The 21429-nt window shown below is 64.1% G+C and carries 13 protein-coding genes; 4 read left to right on the top strand and 9 right to left on the bottom strand.

From position 1 onward, the window contains the following. Positions 1-508: 508 nt before the first annotated feature. Both G513_RS25840 and G513_RS0116205 read right to left on the bottom strand, forming a co-directional pair. Positions 509-1114, bottom strand: coding sequence for a hypothetical protein (locus G513_RS25840; RefSeq protein ID WP_156891737.1), 606 nt, complete (start codon positions 1112-1114; stop codon positions 509-511). A gap of 48 nt (positions 1115-1162) precedes the next feature. Further along, positions 1163-2326 (bottom strand): acyl-CoA dehydrogenase family protein, encoded by a 1164-nt coding sequence (locus G513_RS0116205; RefSeq protein ID WP_028475643.1) that lies wholly within the window; start codon positions 2324-2326, stop codon positions 1163-1165. Positions 2327-2525: 199 nt separating this feature from the next. Here G513_RS0116205 and G513_RS23585 point away from each other — a divergent pair, with 199 nt between their 5' ends. From G513_RS23585 to G513_RS0116190, 3 genes are all read left to right on the top strand, one after another. Continuing rightward, complete coding sequence (locus tag G513_RS23585; protein ID WP_022977910.1) at positions 2526-2972, top strand: protein tyrosine phosphatase family protein; 447 nt, start codon at positions 2526-2528, stop codon at positions 2970-2972. 36 nt (positions 2973-3008) lie between these two features. Continuing rightward, the gene (locus G513_RS0116195; RefSeq protein ID WP_156891735.1) at positions 3009-4913 is read left to right on the top strand and encodes a B12-binding domain-containing radical SAM protein; all 1905 of its coding nucleotides are present in this window, start codon (positions 3009-3011) and stop codon (positions 4911-4913) included. An 88-nt stretch (positions 4914-5001) separates the two neighbouring features. Next, positions 5002-6525: a cellulase family glycosylhydrolase gene (locus G513_RS0116190; RefSeq protein ID WP_028475641.1), complete on the top strand. Its 1524-nt coding sequence runs from the start codon at positions 5002-5004 to the stop codon at positions 6523-6525. A gap of 55 nt (positions 6526-6580) precedes the next feature. Here G513_RS0116190 and G513_RS0116185 read toward each other — a convergent pair whose 3' ends face one another. The 6 genes from G513_RS0116185 to G513_RS26485 all read right to left on the bottom strand — a co-directional run bounded on the left by G513_RS0116185 (position 6581) and on the right by G513_RS26485 (position 18702). Next, on the bottom strand, positions 6581-8680 hold the full coding sequence (locus G513_RS0116185) for a hypothetical protein (RefSeq protein ID WP_022977907.1): 2100 nt from the start codon (positions 8678-8680) through the stop codon (positions 6581-6583). A gap of 19 nt (positions 8681-8699) precedes the next feature. Beyond that, the gene (locus G513_RS23580) at positions 8700-9809 is read right to left on the bottom strand and encodes a WD40/YVTN/BNR-like repeat-containing protein (RefSeq protein WP_022977906.1); all 1110 of its coding nucleotides are present in this window, start codon (positions 9807-9809) and stop codon (positions 8700-8702) included. A gap of 308 nt (positions 9810-10117) precedes the next feature. Next, positions 10118-12613, bottom strand: a complete 2496-nt coding sequence (locus G513_RS0116175) for a DUF1302 domain-containing protein (RefSeq protein ID WP_028475640.1) — start codon at positions 12611-12613, stop codon at positions 10118-10120. Between the two features lie 107 nt (positions 12614-12720). Beyond that, complete coding sequence (locus tag G513_RS0116170; RefSeq protein WP_028475639.1) at positions 12721-14094, bottom strand: DUF1329 domain-containing protein; 1374 nt, start codon at positions 14092-14094, stop codon at positions 12721-12723. A 164-nt stretch (positions 14095-14258) separates the two neighbouring features. After that, positions 14259-16874: an efflux RND transporter permease subunit gene (locus G513_RS23575; protein ID WP_022977903.1), complete on the bottom strand. Its 2616-nt coding sequence runs from the start codon at positions 16872-16874 to the stop codon at positions 14259-14261. Positions 16875-17283: 409 nt separating this feature from the next. Continuing rightward, positions 17284-18702: a fatty acid desaturase gene (locus tag G513_RS26485; protein ID WP_022977901.1), complete on the bottom strand. Its 1419-nt coding sequence runs from the start codon at positions 18700-18702 to the stop codon at positions 17284-17286. A gap of 183 nt (positions 18703-18885) precedes the next feature. On the opposite strand from G513_RS26485, the gene G513_RS0116150 reads away from it, so the two are divergent. Further along, on the top strand, positions 18886-19899 hold the full coding sequence (locus G513_RS0116150) for an AraC family transcriptional regulator (protein ID WP_022977900.1): 1014 nt from the start codon (positions 18886-18888) through the stop codon (positions 19897-19899). A gap of 7 nt (positions 19900-19906) precedes the next feature. On the opposite strand, the gene G513_RS0116145 is transcribed toward G513_RS0116150, so the two are convergent. Beyond that, positions 19907-21352: an MFS transporter gene (locus G513_RS0116145; protein ID WP_022977899.1), complete on the bottom strand. Its 1446-nt coding sequence runs from the start codon at positions 21350-21352 to the stop codon at positions 19907-19909. Positions 21353-21429: the final 77 nt, after the last annotated feature.

The following is a 21429-nucleotide window of genomic DNA, read 5'->3' as shown; positions in this document are numbered from 1 at the left end:
CCTCGGAATGCAGGATGCGCCTTTGGCTTTCCCGCTCTACGACCCTTAGTCACTTGGTGCCTCAGCGTGATGCGGAGTTGTACTATTTGGCCGCGCCGGCTCATGACCAAGGGACCTAATCTGGCGCCGACACGCTTTGAGATGCGCAGACTCCCACTCCGCTTGAACTCTTCCGTATGCGATTGCAACGGTATAGGCGATGACGGCTATGGTGAATGCCAACGCATAGGCGCAAGAGACACCAACCCTTGCATCTGGCGGCAGGAAATGAAGTAGCAAATAGGAATGCCCAACCCCGACGGTCCACGCCCCGGCAACGGCGAGGGGCTTCAAGATCTTATGTAATACATGCGTTGGACGTGGGCCAGTGGCGATATCCAAGAAGAGGGACGGGCGTCTTAGTGCAAGGAAAGCGTAGAAGAAAGCGATGCCAACGGAGATTGTTCCGCTTGCAGTGAGTGCAACGTAGATCAAGGCCTTGTTCGTCACTAGAATCTAGCCGCCAGGCTCAAGCCATCGACCCGCCGGAGGCGGGTCCCTCGGCTTTAAGCGCTGGTTGGGCGCGTTCTTGCACATAAGCAACAAACTCCTGCCAGTTGTGTGTTGCATGGAAGACCCTCAGCGTCAGAAGCTTCTCTAGATTCTCGCTTTTGCTTGAAATGTCCTTCTTGTCCGGTGTCAGGAAGCAATCGCAGCCTGACTTGTAGGCGCTGTCTAGGTGGCGCGCATCAAATTCATTCGCTGCACCGATGATGCTTAGTATCTCAGGGAGTTTGTCTGACGCCGACATTTCCCCAATGGGAGTTGTGTCATCAAACGTTACGTAAGTTGAATCCATTGTTACCACCGATGGCGTTGCCCGCGTTCTGATTTTTTTGTTCTGTCCTTCGTAGGGGTAATGAACAATTTCTATCTGACCTGATCTCTCAAGGACACTGAGTTCTTGTCGATATGCTCCGCGCTCGCAATACACTTTCAACATAGTTTCTTTCGACTCCAACGCCAAATAAGGAAATGACACCGAATTAGGAGACTGCCCACCGAGTCCCTTAATCCGTTCTTGAGTCAAAACCGCCGCCACCCGTCGGCAACAAAGCCTAAACCAAAGCTGCATCAGCTTCGCAAACGACCCGGTTCACGTTGGGACGCGGCAGAGCCCCCCTCACTCCCTCCCCTTCAAAATCCCCCGCGCCAGACTCCAGCGATGCACCTCGCTAGGGCCGTCGTAGATCCTGAAACCACGAGCGTCGGCGAAGATGCGGGAGACGATGGTTTCGCCGGTCACGCCCTTGCCGCCGAGGATCTGGGCGCTGCGGTCGATGACTCGCCAGATGGCTTCGGAGACGATGACCTTGGTGCGGCTGGATTCGGCCTTGCCGGCATGGCCCTGGTCGAGCACCCAGGCGCAGTGGGCGATGCTCAGGCGGCTGATGTGCAGGTCCATTTCGTTGTCGGCGAGCATGAAGCCCACACCTTCGTGGCTGCCCAGTGATTTGCCGAAGGCCTGACGTTCGCGGGCGTATTGGCTGGCAATGTCATGGGCGCGGCGAGCCTGGCCGAGCCAGCGCATGCAGTGCGTGAGTCTGGCCGGCGCCAGGCGCACCTGTGCGTAGCGGAAGCCCTGGCCGACTTCGCCGAGCACGTCTTCAACCGGAATCCGCAGGTTCTCGAAACGGACCACGGCGTGGCCGCCGGTGAAGCAGCGATCGAGCGCGTCCATCTGGCGCTCGAGAATGATGCCGTCGCGGTTCATGTCGCTGAGCAGCATGGTGGCGCTGCCGTCTTCCATGCGCGCCATGATGATGGCGAACGCGGAGCCGTGAGCGCCGGTGATGAACCACTTGGTGCCGTTGACGACGTAGTGATCGCCATCGCGCACGGCGGTGGTTTTCAGCATCGAGGGATCGGCACCGGCGCCGGGCGCGGGCTCGGTCATGCAGAAGCAGGAACGGGTGTGGCCGGCCACCAGGGGCTCCAGCCAGCGCGCCTTCTGCGACTCGGTGGCGACCACTTCCATCAGGTGGATGTTGCCTTCATCCGGTGCGGCGATGTTCATCGCGATCGGGCCGAGCGTGGAGTAGCCGGCTTCCTCGAAGACGATGGCTTTCTCGACGTGGCTCAAACCCAGGCCGCCGAGTTCGCGCGAGGCGTGCGGCGTCAGCAGACCGGCGCGGCGGGCTTTGATGACCAGTTCGTCGCGCAGGCCATCGGTGGGGCCGTGATGGGTGACTCGCTCATCGGTCTCGTAGGCAATGACTTCGTCGGCGATGAAGTCACGCACCTTTTCTTTAAGCGCTTCGAGTTCGGGGGCAAGGCTGAAATCCACGGCGGGCATCCGGTCGGCTGAGATGCGGGGAGCGTAGCGGTTCGAGCTTGCCGAGTCTGCGAGGGCGAACATGGCACCCGTAGGGCGGCCCGCGGCCGCCGGTGCCGGTGATCGCCGCGGGTTCGGCGGCCACGGGCCGCGCTGCGGAAGCGCCAGCGCTTACACTTTCGCTCCCATTCGCTACCGACTCGACCCGATCATGACCGACCTGAACCTGCTGAACGAGAAGCACCCGACCGAGAACCTGTGGACTTCGGGCGCCGTGGCACCCGAGCAGTTCGCAGCACTGAAGGACGCCGGTGTGAAGCACGTCATCAACCTGCGGCCGCGTGCCGAGCAGGGCGAGTTCGACGAAGCCGAGACTGCGGCCAGCTGCGGCATGGCCTACGCGAATCTGCCGATTGCCGGCCCGCACGAGCTGACCCTGGCCAACGTCAAGGCTTTCGACAAGCTGCTGGCCGAGACCGGCGGCGGCAACACTGTGGTTCATTGCGCGAGCAACAACCGCGTCGGCGCGCTGTTCGCGCTGCGGGCGGCCTGGCTGCAAGGCGCAACTGCCGACGATGCACTGGCGATCGGCCGCGCCCATGGCTTGCTGGCGATGGAGCCGGCGGTTGCCGCGCTGCTCGACCAAGGCCCGGCCTGAATGACCCAAGCTGCGTCCCGGCTGCAGGAAGCATCGATGAACGCAACCCGCGTGCTGTCGCTGATTCCGCCGATGACGCAGCTGAACACGCCCTACCCGTCGACGGCTTATCTCACCGGCTTCCTGCGCCTGCATGGCGTCGATGCGCGCCAGGATGATCTGGCGCTGAAGCTGGTGCTGCGGCTGCTGAGTCAGTCCGGCCTTGCCGCGATTCACGAGGCGATCAAGGCGCAGCCGACCTTGATCCGCACGGCGCCGGTCGAATCCTTCGTCGTGCAGTACGAGCGCTACGCGGCGACCATCGCGCCGGTGATCGCTTTCCTGCAGGGCCGCGATGCGACGCTCGCCAGCCGCATCGTCACTCGCCGCTTTTTGCCGGAAGGCCCGCGCTTTGTTTCGCTCGATGTCTATGTCGACGACGACGGCGGCGATCCGCTGGCCTGGGCGTTCGGGGCGCTGGGCATCAACGATCGGGCGCGGCATCTGGCCACGCTGTACCTGAACGATCTCGCCGATGTGCTGCGTGATGCCATCGATCCGCGCTTCGAGTTCGTCCGCTATGCCGAGAAGCTGGCGGCCAGCCAGCCGAGTTTCGATCTGCTGGCCGATGCGCTGGCCGCGCCGCTGAACTTGGTCGACGCGCTGCTGCACGAGCTGACCCTGGCCGCGCTCGCCGAGCACGCGCCGACCGTGGTGCTGATCTCGGTGCCGTTTCCCGGTGCGGTGTACGCGGCATTCCGGATTGCGCAGACGATCAAGGCGCACGACCCGAGCATCGTCATCGGGCTCGGTGGCGGTTATGTCAACACCGAGCTGCGCGAGCTGGCCGAGCCGCGGGTGTTCGACTACTTCGATTACGTCACGCTCGATGCCGGCGAGCGGCCGCTGCTGGCGCTGCTCGACCATCTGGCTGGTCAGCGTCCGCGCGAGCAGCTGTGCCGCGCCTTCGTGCGCGATGAAGCCGGCACCGTGCGCTATCTCAATGGCGCGGCGGAGGCTGACATCCCGTTCAACGAGGTCGGCACGCCAACCTGGGACGGGCTGCCGATCGCCCAGTACCTGTCGCTGCTCGATATGCTCAACCCGATGCACCGGCTGTGGTCGGACGGGCGCTGGAACAAGCTGACGATTGCGCATGGTTGCTACTGGAAGAAGTGCAGCTTCTGCGACATTAGCCTCGACTACATTTCCCGCTATGACGCGGCGAGCGCGACGACCTTGGTCGATCGCATCGAAGCGATCATCGCCGAGACCGGCCAGACCGGCTTCCATTTCGTCGACGAAGCGGCGCCGCCGAAAGTGCTGAAAGCGCTGGCGCTGGAACTGCTCCGGCGCAAGGTCTCCATTTCCTGGTGGGGCAACATCCGCTTCGAGAAATCCTTCAACCCGGACTTGTGCCAGCTGCTGGCAGACAGCGGCTGCATCGCCATTTCCGGCGGCCTGGAAGTGGCGTCCGACCGGCTGCTGGATCTGATGAAGAAGGGCGTTTCGGTGGCCCAGGTCGCGCGGGTCACGCAGGCGTTCAGCGAAGCCGGCGTGCTAGTCCACGCCTATCTGATGTACGGCTTCCCGACCCAGACCGTGCAGGACACCGTCGACGCGCTCGAGTACGTGCGCCAGTTGTTCGAGGAAGGCTGTCTGCAGTCCGGCTACTTCCACCGCTTCACCTGCACGGTGCATTCGCCGGTCGGCCTCAACCCTGCGGAGTACGGCGTGCAGCTGGTGCCGCAGGCGGCGGGCGGCTTCGCGAAGAACGACATCGGCTTCATCGACCCCACCGGCGTCGATCACGATGCGCTCGGCATCAGCCTGAACAAGGCGCTCTACAACTACATGCACGGCATCGGCATCGATACCAACGTGCAGCGCTGGTTTCTCAATCAGGTGCCGAAGACGCGAGTGCCGAAACGCTTCATCGAACAGGCATTGCGCGGTAACTAACGACCATTTGTCGGCGGGATGCTGCAGGGCACAATAGTTGCGCCGCTACGCGGTTCATCGAACCGCGGCACCACCGAGCGCAACACCGATGGCAATGAAGAAAATCTGGGCCGCGGTACTGATGGCCGCGCTCATGATCGTGCAGCAGGATGCCGTTGCGTACTCGGTGAACGGTCGCACGATCTACAACGACAGCGGCGCTGTGGTGCAGCTGAAAGGCGTCAACTGGTTCGGCTTCGAAACCACCAATTACACGGTTCACGGCCTGTGGGCGCGGAACTGGAAGCAGATGATCCAGCAGATGAAGGATCAGGGCTTCAACGCCGTGCGCCTGCCGTTCTGCCCGGCCACCCTGCGCGGCGTGGCGACCAGCAGCATCGACTACAGCCTGAACCCGGATCTCGCCGGCAAGAACTCGCTGGCGGTGCTCGATGCGGTGATCACCGAGCTGAACCGCCAGGGCATGTACATCCTGCTCGACCATCACCGGGCCGACTGCAACAGCATTGCCGAGCTCTGGTACACGTCGAACTACAGCGAGGCGCAGTGGCTGTCGGATCTGCGCTTCGTCGCCAACCGCTACAAGAAGGCGCCGCGGGTGATCGGCATCGATCTCAAGAACGAGCCGCACGGCAGCGCCACCTGGGGCTCGCGCAACAACGCCACCGACTGGAATCTGGCCGCCGGCCGCGCCGCCAGCCAGGTGCTCGGCGTCGCGCCGAACTGGCTGATCTTCGTCGAAGGCATCGGCGCCTCCAGCCAGTGCAGCAGTGGGCAGGCCGCATTCTGGGGCGAGAACCTGGCGCCGCTGGCCTGCACGCCGTCGCCGGTGCCGGCCAATCGTCTGGTGCTGTCGCCGCATACCTACGGGCCGGATGTGTTCGTCCAGCCGTACCACAAGGCCAAGAACTTCCCGTCCAACATGCCGGCGATCTGGGACGGCCTGTGGGGCTTCGCGATTCCGAACGCGCCGGTGGTGCTCGGCGAGTTCGGCGGCAAGTACGGCGAAGGCGACAGCCGCGATCGCACTTGGCAGAACGCGCTGGTCGATTATCTGATCGGCAAGCGCATCAACAGCGGCTTCTACTGGAGCTGGAACCCGAACAGCAGCGACACCGGCGGCATCCTCCGCGATGACTGGACCACCGTGCGCACCGACAAGATGGCGCTGCTGCGGCGCCTCTGGACGGGGACTGCCAGCGGCACCACGACAGGCAGCAGCACCGGCGGCACGACGGGTGGAACCGGCACCGGTGGCGGCACTTCCGGCGGAACCACCAGCGGCGGAACCACGGGTGGCAGCACCGGCGGTACTACCGGGGGCGGCTCGACCACGGGTGGTTCAACGGGTGGCAGCGCCCCGACGATCACCGTCAGCGAAATGCGCTCCAGCGAGTGGGCGACTGGCTACTGCTCGAACGTCACCGTCCGCAACGTCGGCACCAGCACCGTGGTCTGGGACGTGACGCTGACCATCGAAGGCCGCGCCAATCAAGCCTGGAACGTGGTCTGGTCGCAGACCGGCAACAAGCTCAAGGCCAGCGGCCTCGACTGGAACCGCACGATCGAGCCGAACAGCGCGCGTGATTGGGGTTATTGCGCGGACCGTTGAGGGCCGCAAACAGATGTCATTCCTGCGCAGGCGGGAATGACGGAATTTGAGAGGGCTACTTGGCTTCCAGATGCTCAAGCGCCGGATCAGTGACCGCCGCAATCCCTGCCCGACCCGCCGCAAGCCAGGCCAGCAACTGGCGGCGCTCAGCAGCGAGCGTCGCGGTCGCCAGTGACGGCAGCAAGGCTTGCTGACGAGCGGATAACGCAGCCAGAGCCTCGCCGTCATCTCCCGTCGCGATCGATGATTCGGTCAGCCAGCGCAGCTCGGCAATCTCGGCGAGCAAGCGATGCAGCGCCGCAGACGTCGGCGCAGCGTCGAGTCCCTGCGCGACTTCGAAGCCGGCAACGGTCTCTGCCGGCAAGGCCTGCCCAGGTTCAAGCGCGGCCAGCATCACCGTGCTGGCCGAGCTCGCTGCGGCGGCAGCATTGCTGCTCAGAGCCGCTTCGAGTTTCGCGACCGCGGCGTCGTAATGCTCGCCCGCTTCCTTGCGCCGGCCGGCACGTGCGGCGGCTCGGCCAGCGGCAACCCAGGCTTCGCGAACGGCCGGATCGCGGGGATCGCGCAAGGCCAGTTCCTGCCAGACGATCAAGGCTTCGGCAGCAAGGCCGGCCAGATCGTTCGGCACTTCGGCCTGCTCGAACGGTGGCAGGCGCTGGCAGAGTTCGGTCGGTGCCAAGGCGCGGCGGTTGTAGTCCTCGCAGTCGATCAGGCGCCGGCGCTGCATCGCCTTGAGGATGAACTTCGGCGTTTCACCGCGGCCCGCGTCGTCTCCTTTTGCGGTGGCCGACTGCTTCTCGCCCTGCGGCCCGAGTGCGGCCCAGCCGAGACCGAGCAACGCCAGATTCGAGTACGGGCCTTCGAGCGGAATGCGCTCGAAGATCGGCCGTGCGGTGGCGCCCTGCCCGGCACGCAGGAAATCGCTGGCCAGGGTCAGATTGGCGCGATCGCGCAGCGCCTGTTCGATGGTTTCCCTGGCATCGGCGCGGCCGAGGCGATCCAGCAACGCCCGACCACGTTCAACAGCGCCGCTGGCGATCAGCGCCAGACCGAGGTCGTACTGGATCAGCCCGGCGCGCAGGCGCTCGTCGACCGGCGCGCTGGCCAGGCGGACCGGATCGACCTCGGCGGATTGCAACGTCTGCGAAGCACGATCGGCCCGACCGAGCGCGAACAGGGCGCGTGCCCGGGCCAGCACCGCTTCATTGCGCACCGCCGGCACCAGCTTCAGCGGCAGCACATCGAGGGTCTGCATCGCCGCTTCAGCCTGTCCCTCCGCGAGATGGCGCTGCGCCACGGCCAGCACCGCTTCCGAGTACAGATTGCGATCCGCAGACTTCGCGCGCGCCAGCGCCGCATCGGCCGTGGCGATCAGCCCGCAACGAGCAGCGGCTTCGGCGAGCAGCGCAGCGGTCGCCGGGTCGGTCGCGCTCGCAGCTTCAAGCTGCGTCAGCGCGATCGCCGCCAGCCACGGCCGGTCGCGCGCCAGCAGATGCCGGGCGCGGCGCCAGCGCGGATCGTCCGGATTGCCCGGCTGATAACCGTTGCTGCGCGGTGCCTCGTCGATCAGCGCTTCAGCCCAGCGCTCGAACGGGCTTTGCCGCTGCTCGCCGGCTTTCCATTCGATCAGCGTCAGCGACAGCCCTGCCAGCGGCTGGCGGCGTGCGAGGCGCAGTTCCCGCTCACTGCTGCCGGCGCCGATCTCGAAGGCGAATTCACTGCGCCGTGGCGGTTCGCCACGCAGAGTCCAGTCGACACTCAGGCGATGCGCGCCTTCAGCCAAAGGCAGCGCCGCCAGCGGCAGCAGGCCACCGCGTGCGTGCAAGGCGGTGCGATCTTCAGGGGCGATGGTGACGGTCTGCAGCGCGACTTCGTCGATCGACAACACCAAGCTTTCAAGCTCGGCATTGACCGCGCTGATGCCGAGATCGAAGCGTGTGTTGCCGGCTTCGTCGCTGCCCGTCTCGGCCGCCTGCTGGCGGAAGCGCTGCTCGCGGGCCACGGCCAGAGCCGTGCTGGCAGCGGCCAGTTCGGCATGCTGGCTGTCAGGCACTCCCTCGACGGCTTGCGCCGTCTGCGAGCCTGCCGCCAGCCAGCCGGCGATCAGCCATGCCAGCATCGGCAGACCGGCGGAACGCTGAACGCGGGCGCTCATGCTGCGCCCGGCGTGGCGATCAGAACTTCGCTGCATCGAGCCGCTGCACGCCGGCATCGCCGACCACGATCAGGCCGCCATCCGGCGCCATCGTCAGCCAGGACAGCGACTCCGTCTGGCGGTTGCCGAGCTTGTCGATGATCGGCACCGAGTGCACCGGCTTGCCGGGCTCGAAGATCAGCAGGGTCGCGTTGAGGCCGACCATCGCCACCTTGTCGCCAGGCAGCGCGGCCATGCCGAACAGCGACTGGTCGCTGTTGGTCTGCATCTTCTTCCAGCTGCCGGCGCGAACATCGGCGCTGAAGAAGGAATTGCCGCGCAGGCCGCCGATCAAGGCACCCTTTTCGCCAGCCGCGATGACGCAGAACAGCGAGCTTTCGTACGGCGTGGTGAGCTTGGTCCAGGTCAGGCCGCGATCGGCACTGACGCCGATGGTGCCCGCTTCGCCGACCACCATCAGGCTGCCGTCACCGAGCTTGGCCAGCGCGTTGAAATGACGCTCGTCCTCGGTGACCGGATTGGCCGCGACCTGCGCCCAGCTGCTGCCACCATCGGTGGTGGTCAGCATCAAGCCGTAGGCGCCGACCGCGAAGCCGGTCTGGGCATCGAGAAACAGCACGTCGAACAGCGGCTTGTTCAGCTCGGGCTGGAAGTTCTGCTGCTTCCAGGTTTCGCCGCCGTCAGCGGTATGCAGGATCACTGCGTCATGGCCCACCGCCCAGCCGTTGTTCTCGTCGGCGAAGGTGACGCTGGTCAGCATCACGTCGACCGGCGATGCCACCTGATTCCACTTGGCGCCATCGGCCGAGATCAGGATGTGGCCGTAGACGCCGACCGCGACATAGTGCTTGCCGGTGTTGACCACGCGCAGCAGTGGATTGTTGACCGCCCGCACCGCCATCTCGGAAGGGCGCGGCACGATCGGCTTGGCCACCGCTTCCGCCGCTGCGGGCTCGCTGCCCGATTCGGCAGTGGCTTCGGTCGTGGACTCGACAGGGGCCGCAGCCGCTCCGGCTTCCGTCGCTGCGGCGGCCGGCTCCTGCTGTGCCTCGGTGGTGATCAGCAGCGACAGCGGCACGGCAGACAGGCCGAGGATCAGGGCAGCGAGTTTGAAGGACGAATGGCGCATGACGGTCAGGCTCGGTGAGGTTCTTGAACGGGTGGGTCTGTTGACACTTACTTTGGTCGTTGCGTTGCAGGTCAAAAAGCCGCCGGGCGAGGCGCGAACCGCAGGCCATAGCCTACCTATGGTCAAGGTTCGCAACGAAGTCCCGGCGGCTTTTTGGCCGCAACCCTTCGGGGCGGGATCGTTTTTGCCCATTGCTGCCTTACTTGTCGCGCCAATGGGTCGGCCATTGCCCGCTCCTCGTTCGTTGCACTGGGCAAAAACGACCTCCGCCGCAGCGATCAAAGTAAGTGTCAACAGACCCTTTGCGATCAGAACTGGTACTTCAGGAAGAAACCGATGTTGTCGCGGTCGCGGATCGTGTTGTTGCCGCCGCCGCGGGTGTACATGTTGTAAGCGATCGAGAACGAGGTCGACTTCTCGTAGCGGATTTCGATCACGGTGTTGGCCTGGATGCGGCCTTCGACGAAGTTGGCACCCGGTCCCGGCGAGTTGTTGTAGACGTCGTGCTGGAAGATCACGAACGGCTGCACGCTGATGCCCGGCATCACCGATTCGTAGCTGATGCGGGCGACGACGCGGTAACCACCGGCAAAGGCATTGGCGAACTGGTTGCGCTTGGCCTGGTAGGGATTGAAGCGCAGACCATCCGGGCCGACGGTGCAGCTCGGGTTGGTCGAACAGGCCAGACGCGAGCCATCGGCACCTGAGCCATCGGCACCGGCCGAGGCCGAGGTGTAGGCCGCGCCCGGACCTTCGATCTGCAGCTGATCGAACTTCGGCAGGTTCAGCACCTGGGTGGCGGCGACTTCGTACAGCATGATCACCTGGTCGGCGCCGATCCAGTTCTCGGTGCCGCTGAGCACGCGGGTGGCGCCGAACACGTACTGCATGACCTTGCCCGGAATCCAGCCGCGGATGTACGAGTTCGGGGCGTTCTCGCCGATGATGCCGCCGCGGTACGGGGTGATGAAGTTCGGGAACGAACGCGCCGAGCCCGGTGCTGCGCCGACCACCAGATTGATCGCGTCCGGATAAGGGTTGTTGCCGCTGGCGTCGACGAAGTTGGAGCTGTCGTAGAGCTGGTAGCTGTTGCCGCCGTTCTCGGTGAAGCCCAGGGTGTTGGTGGCGCCGGCGCAGCCGATATTGACGTCGTGGCAGCGGGTCAAGGTCGGGCCGAAGGCAGCGAACACGAGATCGACCGTCGCCACCTGCAGCGGCAGGTTCGGGCGATACGACACTTCACCCTGATACGAGTAATCGCCGTAGGTGGTGTTGAAGCTGAAGCCGATCAGCTTGCGGTTCTCGGGATACTCGAACTGGAAGCGCGCGGTCTCGAACGGCACGGCATCGGACTGCTGCAGGCCCGGACGCGGCAGCAGCAGGTTGGCGAAACCGGGCAGCGAGTTGAGATCGAGCAGGCCGAGGTCGATCGCACTTCCCGGGCTCTGGGTCAGCAGGGCGATGGTGTCCAGACCCAACTGCGACGAGGCCGAGAGCGCGGTCAGCGGCAGGTTCGGACAGGACTGCAGGAACTCCGCGGTGTTGCGGGCATCGATGCCGATCGCACTGCCCTCGCGACGCGCGCAGCTGGCGTTGGTCGCATAGGTGCTGAAGTACGGCAGCTTCGAGTGGTAGTTCATGAAGTACAGACTGAAGTCGGTACCGTTGTTGATCTCCTCCGCGAAGTAGCCGAGCTTGAATCCGAACTGCCCCTGATCGCTGGCGCGGCGATCGGCGGCGCGGCCGATGCGCAGGCAGGTCGGCGTGATCAGGGTCAGCGGGTTGTCCTGGCGGCCACGGGCGACGCAATCCGGATCATCTGCCGAACCACCGAAGCTGGCGTTGATGAAGTCGCGCTGGTTCGGTGTGCCGAGATCGACGAACGACTGCAGGGTGCCCGGCACCGGCACTTCCACCGAGCGGAATTCGAACTGGTAATAGCCTTCCACCGAGACGCCGTCGACGACCGTGGTCGACATGCGCAGCATGTTGACCGGCACATAGAGATCTTCGAGCAGGCCGTTGCCGTAGCGGAAGAAGTTGTTGGCGCTGATCGGCTGCGCCTGGTTGATGCTGTTCAGGATCGCGACGGTCGACTCGCCCCACTGCACGGTCTGGCGGCCGAGGCGGAACTGCAGCTGACGATCGCCCGGCAACGGTACCGAGCCGAAGAAGTTGGTATCGAGGAACTGGTAGCGCAGGCCGATCTGCTGGGCTTCCGCTTCGCTCAGCGAGCCGCTGAAATCGCCGCCCGGACCGTAGGTGCGCGGAAAGTAGCGATTCGCCGCGCCATTGCCGGTGGTGCCGACGCTGCTCGCATTCTGGGCGGTGATGCGGTTTGGATAGCTGGTCTTGAGGTGGTACAGCGCCGGATCGTAGACGGCACGACCGCGGTAGAAGAAGCCGAAGCTTCCGGACTCGATCTTCAGATCGTGGGTCCAGACGATCGGTGACTGGGTGACGTCACCGCGATCGAAATTGAGGTTGCCGTCATCGAAATTCAGTGACGCGGCACCGGGTGCGCGACGCAGTTGCTGGGACGGATAGATCTGGCTGCGATGCAGGCCCTGGCAGCTCTGGTAAACGCCGCCGCAGACTTCGGGATTGATGTTGGACTTGCCGACCAGACGCGAATCGCGTTCCTCGATACGGAAGCCGACGCCAGCCGTGATCGTCTGATTCAGAACCGCATTGAAATCCTGATCAAGAAAATTGGCATCGAACTCGAGCGCCGAAACCACCGGCATGGCCACCGCAAGAACTGCTCCCACAAGCATTCTTGCCATCAAGCTGCTGATCTTCATCCCCACTCTCCCTTGTATTGTTTTGCGACCGAGAGGTCCCTTCCGGTCCATCGTCAAAAAATCGGCCGGCGCGTCCCCAGACGCTCCGGCCGATCACTGCGTACGGCTTACTTGGACGTGCGCTTCTGGACCGTATCGGCCTCGAAGTCGGAATCCTTCAGCACCACGGTGTTGTCGTAGGGCTTGTCTTCGTTGTTCATCGCAGTGACGAAGTAGCGGCCCGAATCGAAGTGGTAGATCACTTCCGGCTGCGTGGTCACGGCGAGCACATCGCGATACTGGATCGGGTGGCCTTCCTGGAACTGCAGGAGCTTGCCCTGCTGGTCGTAGTCGTCGATGGCGACGATGTTCCAGCTGTCTTCATCGAAGTACATGACGCGCTTCTTGAAGGTGTGGCGCTGGTCCGGCTTGTTGTCGGCTTCGACCACCCAGACACGATGTAGCTCGTAGCGCGGCAGTTCCGGATTGACGTGGTTCGGTTTGGCGATGTCGGCGTACTTGGTCTTCGGGCCGGCGATGCGGTAGGAGTCGTACGGGATGTACATCTCCTTCTTGCCGACCAGCTTCCAGGTGAAGCGCTCGAGCACGCCGTTGTACATGTCGACCTGGTCATAGAACTGGTGACCGTCGGTGCCTTCGTACGGGTTGTCGCAGCAGACTGCCGGCGCGCGGCGGATGCGCTTCAGCGCCGGGGCGTACAGCCAGGCCGAACGGCCTTCCGAGCCGGAACCAGCCTTCTCGTGCACCAGGATGAAAGTGCCGGCGACGCGCGGCGGCGAGATCGTTTCCGAGATGTAGCGCAGGAAGTCGGCACCCGGCTTCAGCTCGATTTCGGTCTTGGCGTTGATGTTCGCGTAGTAGAACTTCACGTCCTCGACGATCTTGGTCAGCGTGAACTTGCCGTTCTGCTGGACGATCATCTGGTTGTTGTAGCGGCGAATGGTTTCGCCGCGGAACTTGACTCTATGGTTCCAGACCGGCTCGGCGCCGCTCTTCGGAATCGGGAACGGGAAGCCGATCAGCGCGCCCTTCGGGTTGTCGACACCTTCCAGCTCGGCGCGGGTCGCGTTCTTGACCGTTTCTTCCATCACCTTGGCCGGGAAATTGAAGTTCCGGTGGGACGGATAGACGATCATCTTGTAGGTCTGCGGATAGCGCTTGAACAGCTCCTTGTGACCTTCGGTCAACAGCGCGCCGTACTTGCCGACTTCTGCAGAAGTGATGGTGAACAACGGCTTCTCGGCTTCCAGCGCCGCATCGCTCGGATATTCGCCTTTCTTGTAGGCGACCTGCGCCTGCGGCGTCCAGGCCGGGATCGTGCCTTCCTTGTTGCCGGCCTTTTCGGCGCCGATCGGGGTCAGCTCCTTGCCAAGCTTGGCCGCTTCATCGGCACCGACCTTGGCGAACGCCGGCGTGCTCATCGCCACCAGGGTCGCCATCAGCGGCCCGGCCAGCGAAGAATTCCATAGTTGCTTCCTCATCTCACGCACCTCTCTTGCTCGTTGAACGTCTTTTAAGTTGCGGCTCCCGGATCAAGCCGTGGCCGATCCGGTGAACCCTTCTTGGCGCAGACCAGGCACCTCGCCCGCTGCTTGCCACACATTCATCTACTGAACCGCCGCACTGACGGACGCAGCGCTCAGCATCACTTCGTTGCCGCAGCGGCCTTGGCTGCCGCTTCCTTGGCGGCTTTCGCCGCGATCTTTTCCGGCTTCAGCAGGAAGAACGCGAAGGCCGGCAGCAGCAGCACGGCGGCCACGGCATTGGCCAGGAACATGATGGTCAGCAGCACACCCATGTCGACCTGGAATTGCAGGCCCGAGAACAGCCAGGTGCAGACCGAACCGGCCAGCGCCAGCGAAGTGAACACCACCGCCTTGCCGGTCTGGTGCAGTGTGGTCTTGTAGGCATCGCGCAGACTCATGCCGTTCTTCACGCACTCTTCGAGCACGGAATAGATGTAGATGCCGTAGTCGACACCGATACCGGCCGCGAACGCCGCCACCGGCAGGGTCGACACCTTGATGCCGATCTCCAGCCAGACCATCACCGCGTAGGACATCACCGACACCAGCGCCAGCGGGAACAGGATGCAGATCACGCTCGACACGGTGCGGAACGAGATGAACACGCACAGCGCAATGCCGGCGTAGACCCAGAACAGCACGGTCGGCTCGGTCTCTGCGACGACATCGTTGACCGCCGCCATGACGCCGACATTGCCGGTGGCGAGCTTGAACTGCACCGGCGAATCGGCTGGCTGCTCGGTATTGAACTTGTCGATCGCGGCGACGATGCCGTCGATCGTTTCAGCCTTGTGATCGGCCGTGAAGATGAACACCGGGATCGCGCTGCAGTTCTCGTTGAGCAGGCCGGTGGAGCTCGGGAACGGCTGCACGGTGATCACCAGCGCGCCGCTTTCCCGCGGCAGCACGTTCCACTTCGGGTTCGATTCGCCGTAGCTGTTGAAGACCTTCTTCTGCACCTTCGGCAGCGACAGGGTGGACTGCACGCCCGGGGTGTTTTCCATGCGCCAGGCGAAGCGGTCGATGTTGTCGACCACGGTGTGGTCGATGCAGCCGTCGGCCTTCGATTCGGCGATGACCTTGAACACGTCGACGCCGATCGCGAAGTTGTCGACCACCGCCTTCGAATCGCGGTTGTAGCGCGAGTCCGGCCGCAGTTCCGGCACGCCTTCATGCAGCTCGCCGATCTTCAGCTGCTTGCCGACGTGATCCGAGTAAAGATAGAACCCCACCGCCAGCACGATCGTCGCGATCGCGTAGGGCTTCAGGGTCAGCTTGGAAATGGCGTTCCAGGCCGGCTCGAACCAGCGGTCGCGACGCGCCTGATGGGCACGGAATTCCACCGGGTTGCTGATCTTCGCGTACGACAACAGGCAGGGCAGCAGCATCTTCTTGCAGAAGATGATCGCGATCAGACCGAACATCGCGTTGACCGCCATTTCCTGAACGATGCCGATCGGCACCAGCAGGATGGTGCCGAAGCCGACGACATTGGTCAGCACGGCCGAGATGCCCGGCACGACCAGGCGCCGATAGGTGGCGCGCGAGGCTTCGAAGCTGGCCAGGCCATGATCGGCCACTTCGAACAGCCAGAAGCTGGTGATCTGGATGCCGTGCGAAACACCGATCGACAGCACCAGGAACGGCACCAGGATGCCGAAGGGATCGAGCGCGTAGCCGAACAGATGCAGCAGGCCGAGTTCCCAGATCACCGCCAGTACCGCGCAGGACAGCGGGATGAGCGCGATCAGTGCCGAGCCGGTGTACAAGGTCAGCAGGAACCAGGTCAGCAGCAATGTGAGACCGAAGAAGCCGACCACTTCGATGATCGAGTCGGCGACATCGCCGACCACTTTCGCGAAGCCGATGATCGCGATATCGATGTCCGGGTTGTAGGTCGGATTGTCGATCTCGCTGATCTCGAGGCCGCTGCCGGCGATCGAGAAGAACTGGTTGCTGCCGTCGGCCGCCTGGGCGTCGACATCGATGGTCTTGAAGCGGAACAGCAGGCCGCGCGGATCCTTGTAGACGCGCTTGACCACCTCGCCCGCCTTCAGAGGCTCGCGGTCGGCCTTGAGCTTCAGTTCGTACATCTTCGGGCTGAGGTACTTCTGGCGGATCTCTTCGATCAGCTCGGCCGTCTTGATGTAATCGATGGTCTTGCCGGTGATCGGATCCTGTTCCAGCAGTTCTGAAAAGATCATCGCGCCGCGCTGATCGTTCGCTACCAGGCGACCGATGATGCCGGCCTTCGAGACATTGGCCTTGACCTTCTCGAGGTTCTCCGGCGTCGGCGTGAAATCGGCCGAGATGACGTTGCCGCCAGCGAAGCCGTCTTCGACGACTTCGAGGTAGCGCACGTCCGGCGTATAGATCGAGCTGACACGGGCGCGGTCGGTGCCCGGCAGGAAGGTGACCGAATCGGTCGCCGCCCGCAGCGTGGTCATGAACGCCGGGTTGTAGATGTCCTTTTCCTTCTTCTCGGTGACCGCGAACAGCACCAGGTTGGCGCCACCGAATTCCTTCTCGTACTGCTTGAACACCTGAATGTACGGATGGCCGAGCGGCAACTGCTTCTCGAAGCCGGAATCGATCTTCAGATGCAGCGCTTCCCAGACCATGAACAGCGTGACCAGCCCGAGCACGGCAAGCGTGCGGCCGCGATGACCAAAGACGATCGGCTCAGTGACACGGACAAACAGTTTGGAAAATTTGCCCTGTGCTTCTGAATGCATCGGCTGCTCCGCTGGTGTCTGGATGCGACTGGCCCACTCCGGCCAGCCCGCCGGTGCCGTTCGCCTCGATCAGCGCCGGCACCATCTGATTAATGAATGCTTGTTCAATACAACGCCAACTCATCCAGTTTCCCGAATGCTGCCGGCCGATCGCGCGCTGAGCAGACCGAGGTCAACTGCTTGATCCGTCAAGCTCCGCGGGCGCCAATATACGCTGCGAAGTCTTGAGTTTGGATGTTGCAAACGAACTTTGAAGTGACAATTTCGGACATTTGCTGCTCGACGGCGAGGCCCTGCATTAATGCGCCGTGCGCCAGCGTATGGTGCAGTGAATCGGGGGCCGGCTGCAAATGCGGCCGGCCCACGATCGACGATCGCCGCTTGATCCGGCAATCAAAGTTCGGATCGCTCAGGCAATCCTCGCGAAATCCGGCTTTTCGCGCACTGCGCATTGCGGACAGGTCCAGTCCTCGGGCAGCTGCGCCCAGGTCGTCCCGGCCGCCCAGCCCTCCGTCGGGCAGCCGCGCGTTTCGGCGTAGACATAGCGGCAGTTCGGACAAACATAAGCCGGACCTTCGACGGCAACGGCTACGGCGGCTGAGTCGATCACCGCAGCCTCGTCCAAGGTCTCCACCGACGCCGCGGCGGATTCCGGACGGTGCCAGCGGCGCATCAGGGCTTCGCGCTTCGACGGTTCGATGCGGGCCTTGCTCAGGTCATAACCGTGGTGGGCGGCGACCCGGTGATCCATCAGCTTGAAGAACACCAGCGGAAAATAGGCGGCGAGAATCATCGAGGCGTAGCCGGACGGCAGTTGCGGGCTGTCCTCGAAGTGGCGCAGAGCCTGGAAGCGGCGCGTCGGATTGGCGTGGTGATCGGAGTGACGCTGCAGCTGGTAGAGCAGCAGGTTGGTGACGACGTGGTTCGAGTTCCACGAGTGGCGCGGCTGGCAGCGTTCGTAGCGGCCATCGGCCAGCTTCTGACGGGCCAGACCGTAGTGCTCGAGATAGTTCACGACTTCGAGCAGGGACGCCCCGTAGACCGCCTGGACGACGAGGAAGATCAGCGCCGGCCAGCCCAGCCAGAGCGTGAGCGCAGCGAACAGCACCACCGTCATGCTCCAGGCCTGCAGGTTCTCGTTGTCCAGCGACCACACCGGCTTGCCAAGACGCGTCAGGCGATCGGCCTCGATCTTCCAGGCCGACTTCAGGCTGCCCGCGAAAGTGCGCGGCAGGAACTGGTACAGCGTCTCGCCCATCGCCGAGCTGGCCGGATCAAGCGGCGTCGCCACATGCTTGTGGTGACCCTTGTTGTGCTCGATGAAGAAGTGGCCATAGGCGACCGGCGCCAGGGTGAGCTTGGCCATCCAGCGTTCGAGACTGTTGGTCTTGTGGCCGAGTTCATGGGCGGTGTTGATGCCGACACCGTTGATGACGCCGGTGGACAGCAGCACGCCCAGCATCTGGAACCAGGCCAGATCCTGGGTCATCACCACCCAGGCGCCGATGGCAGTGACGGCGTACTGCGCCGGCACATAGGCAAACACGATGTTGCGATACCAGGCGTCCTGTTCGAGCGCCGCCACGGCGGACTCCGGCGCGTTGACCGGATCGGTGCCGATCATCCAGTCGAGCACCGGCGCGATGCCGTACAGCAACACGAAGCCGACCCAGCACAGCAAGGTCGTCAGCAGCGCACCGTTGGCAAATGGCACGGCGGCGAGACCGGCGAGCACGAGCGCCGGCAGCGCCGGGCTCATGAGCCACCAGTAACGTTTGCCGTCCTGCCAGTTCGCCGTTGCTTGCGCGGGGTTCGCGATGCTTGCCATGTGCTGCCTCCTCTTGCCTTGCGCCTGGTCGGGAAGACCGGCGACTGCGGTTTGCGATGGGAGGCAGTCTGCCGATCACCCGCCATTGCGGCCGGTCATTTCTTGACAGGACACGGTCATTTTCCGACAGTGCGCTCGGTACTGAAGCCGATCGAGCCTCAGACCATCGCGAGGAGAAACCCGATGCCACAAATCGACCGTGCCTTGCCGGCACGCTATTTCGGCCGTTTGCTGGAACTGCTGCAGACCCAGGGCGTGCCGATCGCGCCGCTGATCGATGGCCTCGGCCTCGATCCCGCCGCCCTCGATGATCCCGAAGCGACGTTGCGACTGTCGCAGGTCGACACCCTGGTCAATCGCATCGTTGCCAGCACCGGGCGCATCGACTGGGGCTTCGACCTCGGTCAGCGCCTGCGCCTGACCTCGCATCAGATTCTCGGCTACGGTCTGCTCGCCAGTCCGACGCTCGGCTACGCGATGCAGATGCTGTCGCGCTATTTCTCGCTGGCCACACCGACCTTCCGCTTGCAGTTCCGCCGCGACAGCCAGCACGGCAGCCTGCTGCTGGTGCCATCACTGCCGATGAGTCATGCCTGCCTGATGTTCCATACCGATGCCATCGCCACCGCCGTCGATCTGGTGCTGCACGAACTGCTTGGCGAACGCATGCCGCGCTACGAACTGCACTTCGCGCTCGATCTGCCGCACCAGCAGCGCTATGCCACGCTGACCAATGCCCGCTGCCGCTTCGGTGTCGGCGACATGGCTGGCATCCGCATGCGCTTCCCGATCGCACTGATCGACGAGCCGCTGTCGCTGGCCGATGCAGCTGCGCTCAAGGCCGCCGAAGCGCGCTGCGAAGCGACGTTCCGAGGTGTGATCGCCAGCGGCCAGGTCGCCGACTGGGTGCGGATGATGCTGCGCGAATCGAGCAACGGCCTGCCCTCGCTGGAGGAACTGGCGCATACGCTGAATCTGTCGTCGCGCACGCTGGATCGGCATCTGAAAGCGGAAGGCGCCGGCTTCCGCACGCTGGCCTCGGACATCATCGTCGACAAGGCCCGCGTGCTCCTCGCGCAAGGTCACTCGGTGACGGCCGTCGCCTACGAGCTGGGCTATACCGATGCCTCGAACTTCGCACGGGCCTTTCGCCGCGCCACCGGCACCAGCCCGGGCGCCACCGCCAGCGGCAGCTGAGCCGGACTCAGGCCGCCGAGGACATCGGCGGCGCCAGATCCTCCAGCGAGCGCCGTTCCGCCGCCAGACCCCAGCGCCAGGCGACACCAGCGGCGACGATCATCAGTGCCGCGCCGAAGCCGTAGCCGGCGGCGATTGCGCTGCGTTCACCGGTGCCGATCAGGCTGCCGAACAGCCAGGGTCCGGCGATGCCGCCGACTGCCGTGCCCAGCATGTAGAACACCGCGATCGCCAGCGCGCGTACTTCGAGCGGGAAACTTTCGCCGACGGTGAGATACGCCGAACTCGCTGCGGCTGAGGCGAAGAAGAACACCACCGACCAGGCAATCGTCTGCTGCATCGCGCTCAGAACGCCGTTGACGAACAACACGGCGGTGACCGCGAGCAGGACGCCAGACGCCGCGTAAGTGAAAGCGATCATCTGCCGCCGGCCGATCGAATCGAACAGGCCGCCGAGCAGCAGCGGGCCGAGAAAATTGCCGGCGGCGAACGGCAGGATGTACAGACCGATGCGGTCGGACGGCACGCCGAAGAACGTGCTCAGCACCAGCGCGTAGGTGAAGAAGATCGCGTTGTAGAAGAACGCCTGTGAACTCATCAGGACCAGCGCGACGATGGTGCGTTGCGGGTAGTCGCGGATCAGGCTGCGCATCAGCGCCACGATGCCGAAGCCGGTGTCGCGTATGCGCAGGCTCACCGTCGGCAGCGGCTCGGTGATCGGCGGCGCGTCCGCCATGCGCTCGATGTGCGCGATCACCGCTTCGGCCTCGTCGATGCGGCCGCGGGTCATCAGCCAGCGCGGGCTTTCCGGGATGAAGCTGCGCAGAAACAGGATGATCAGCCCCAGCACCGCGCCGATGCCGAAGGCGACGCGCCAGCCCATGTCAGGCGGCAGGAAACCCGGCTGCAGCAGGCCGACCGCGCCGACCGCGCCCAGGGCCGCGCCAATCCAGAAGCTGCCATTGATCACCAGATCGGTGTGTCCGCGATAGCGCGCCGGCACCAGCTCCTGGATCGCGGAATTGATCGCCGAATATTCGCCGCCGATGCCGGCGCCGGTGAAGAAGCGGCAGATCAGGAAGACCGTCAGGTTCTGCGAGAAGGCGGTGGCGGCGGTGGCGACGAGATAGACCAGCAAGGTGACCGTGAACAGCTTCTTGCGCCCCAGCCGGTCCGCCAGCCAGCCGAACAGCAGCGCACCGAGCACGGCGCCGAGCACATAGGCACTGGCGCTCAAACCCACCTGCGCGTCGGTCATCCGCAATGCCGGGCTGGACTTGAGCGCGCCGGACACCGAACTGGCGAGCGTCACCTCGAGGCCGTCGAGAATCCAGGTGATGCCCAGCGCGACCACGACCAGGGTGTGGAAGCGCGACCAGCTCAGCCGGTCGAGCCGGGCGGGGATGTCGGTGTTCAGGACATCGGCGCGGGCAGCCGCTGATGGCGCTTGCAAACGGGGCGATGCGGAGGGCACGGCACATTCCTTTGCCGGACAGGGACCTCTGATCGACCGTATCGAGGCGGCTGCGT

It is taken from the genome of Nevskia ramosa DSM 11499 (genome assembly GCF_000420645.1).
Classification (GTDB): domain Bacteria; phylum Pseudomonadota; class Gammaproteobacteria; order Nevskiales; family Nevskiaceae; genus Nevskia; species Nevskia ramosa.
Note: the sequence above shows the minus strand (reverse complement) of the source record. Positions and strands in the feature narration are given on the sequence as shown.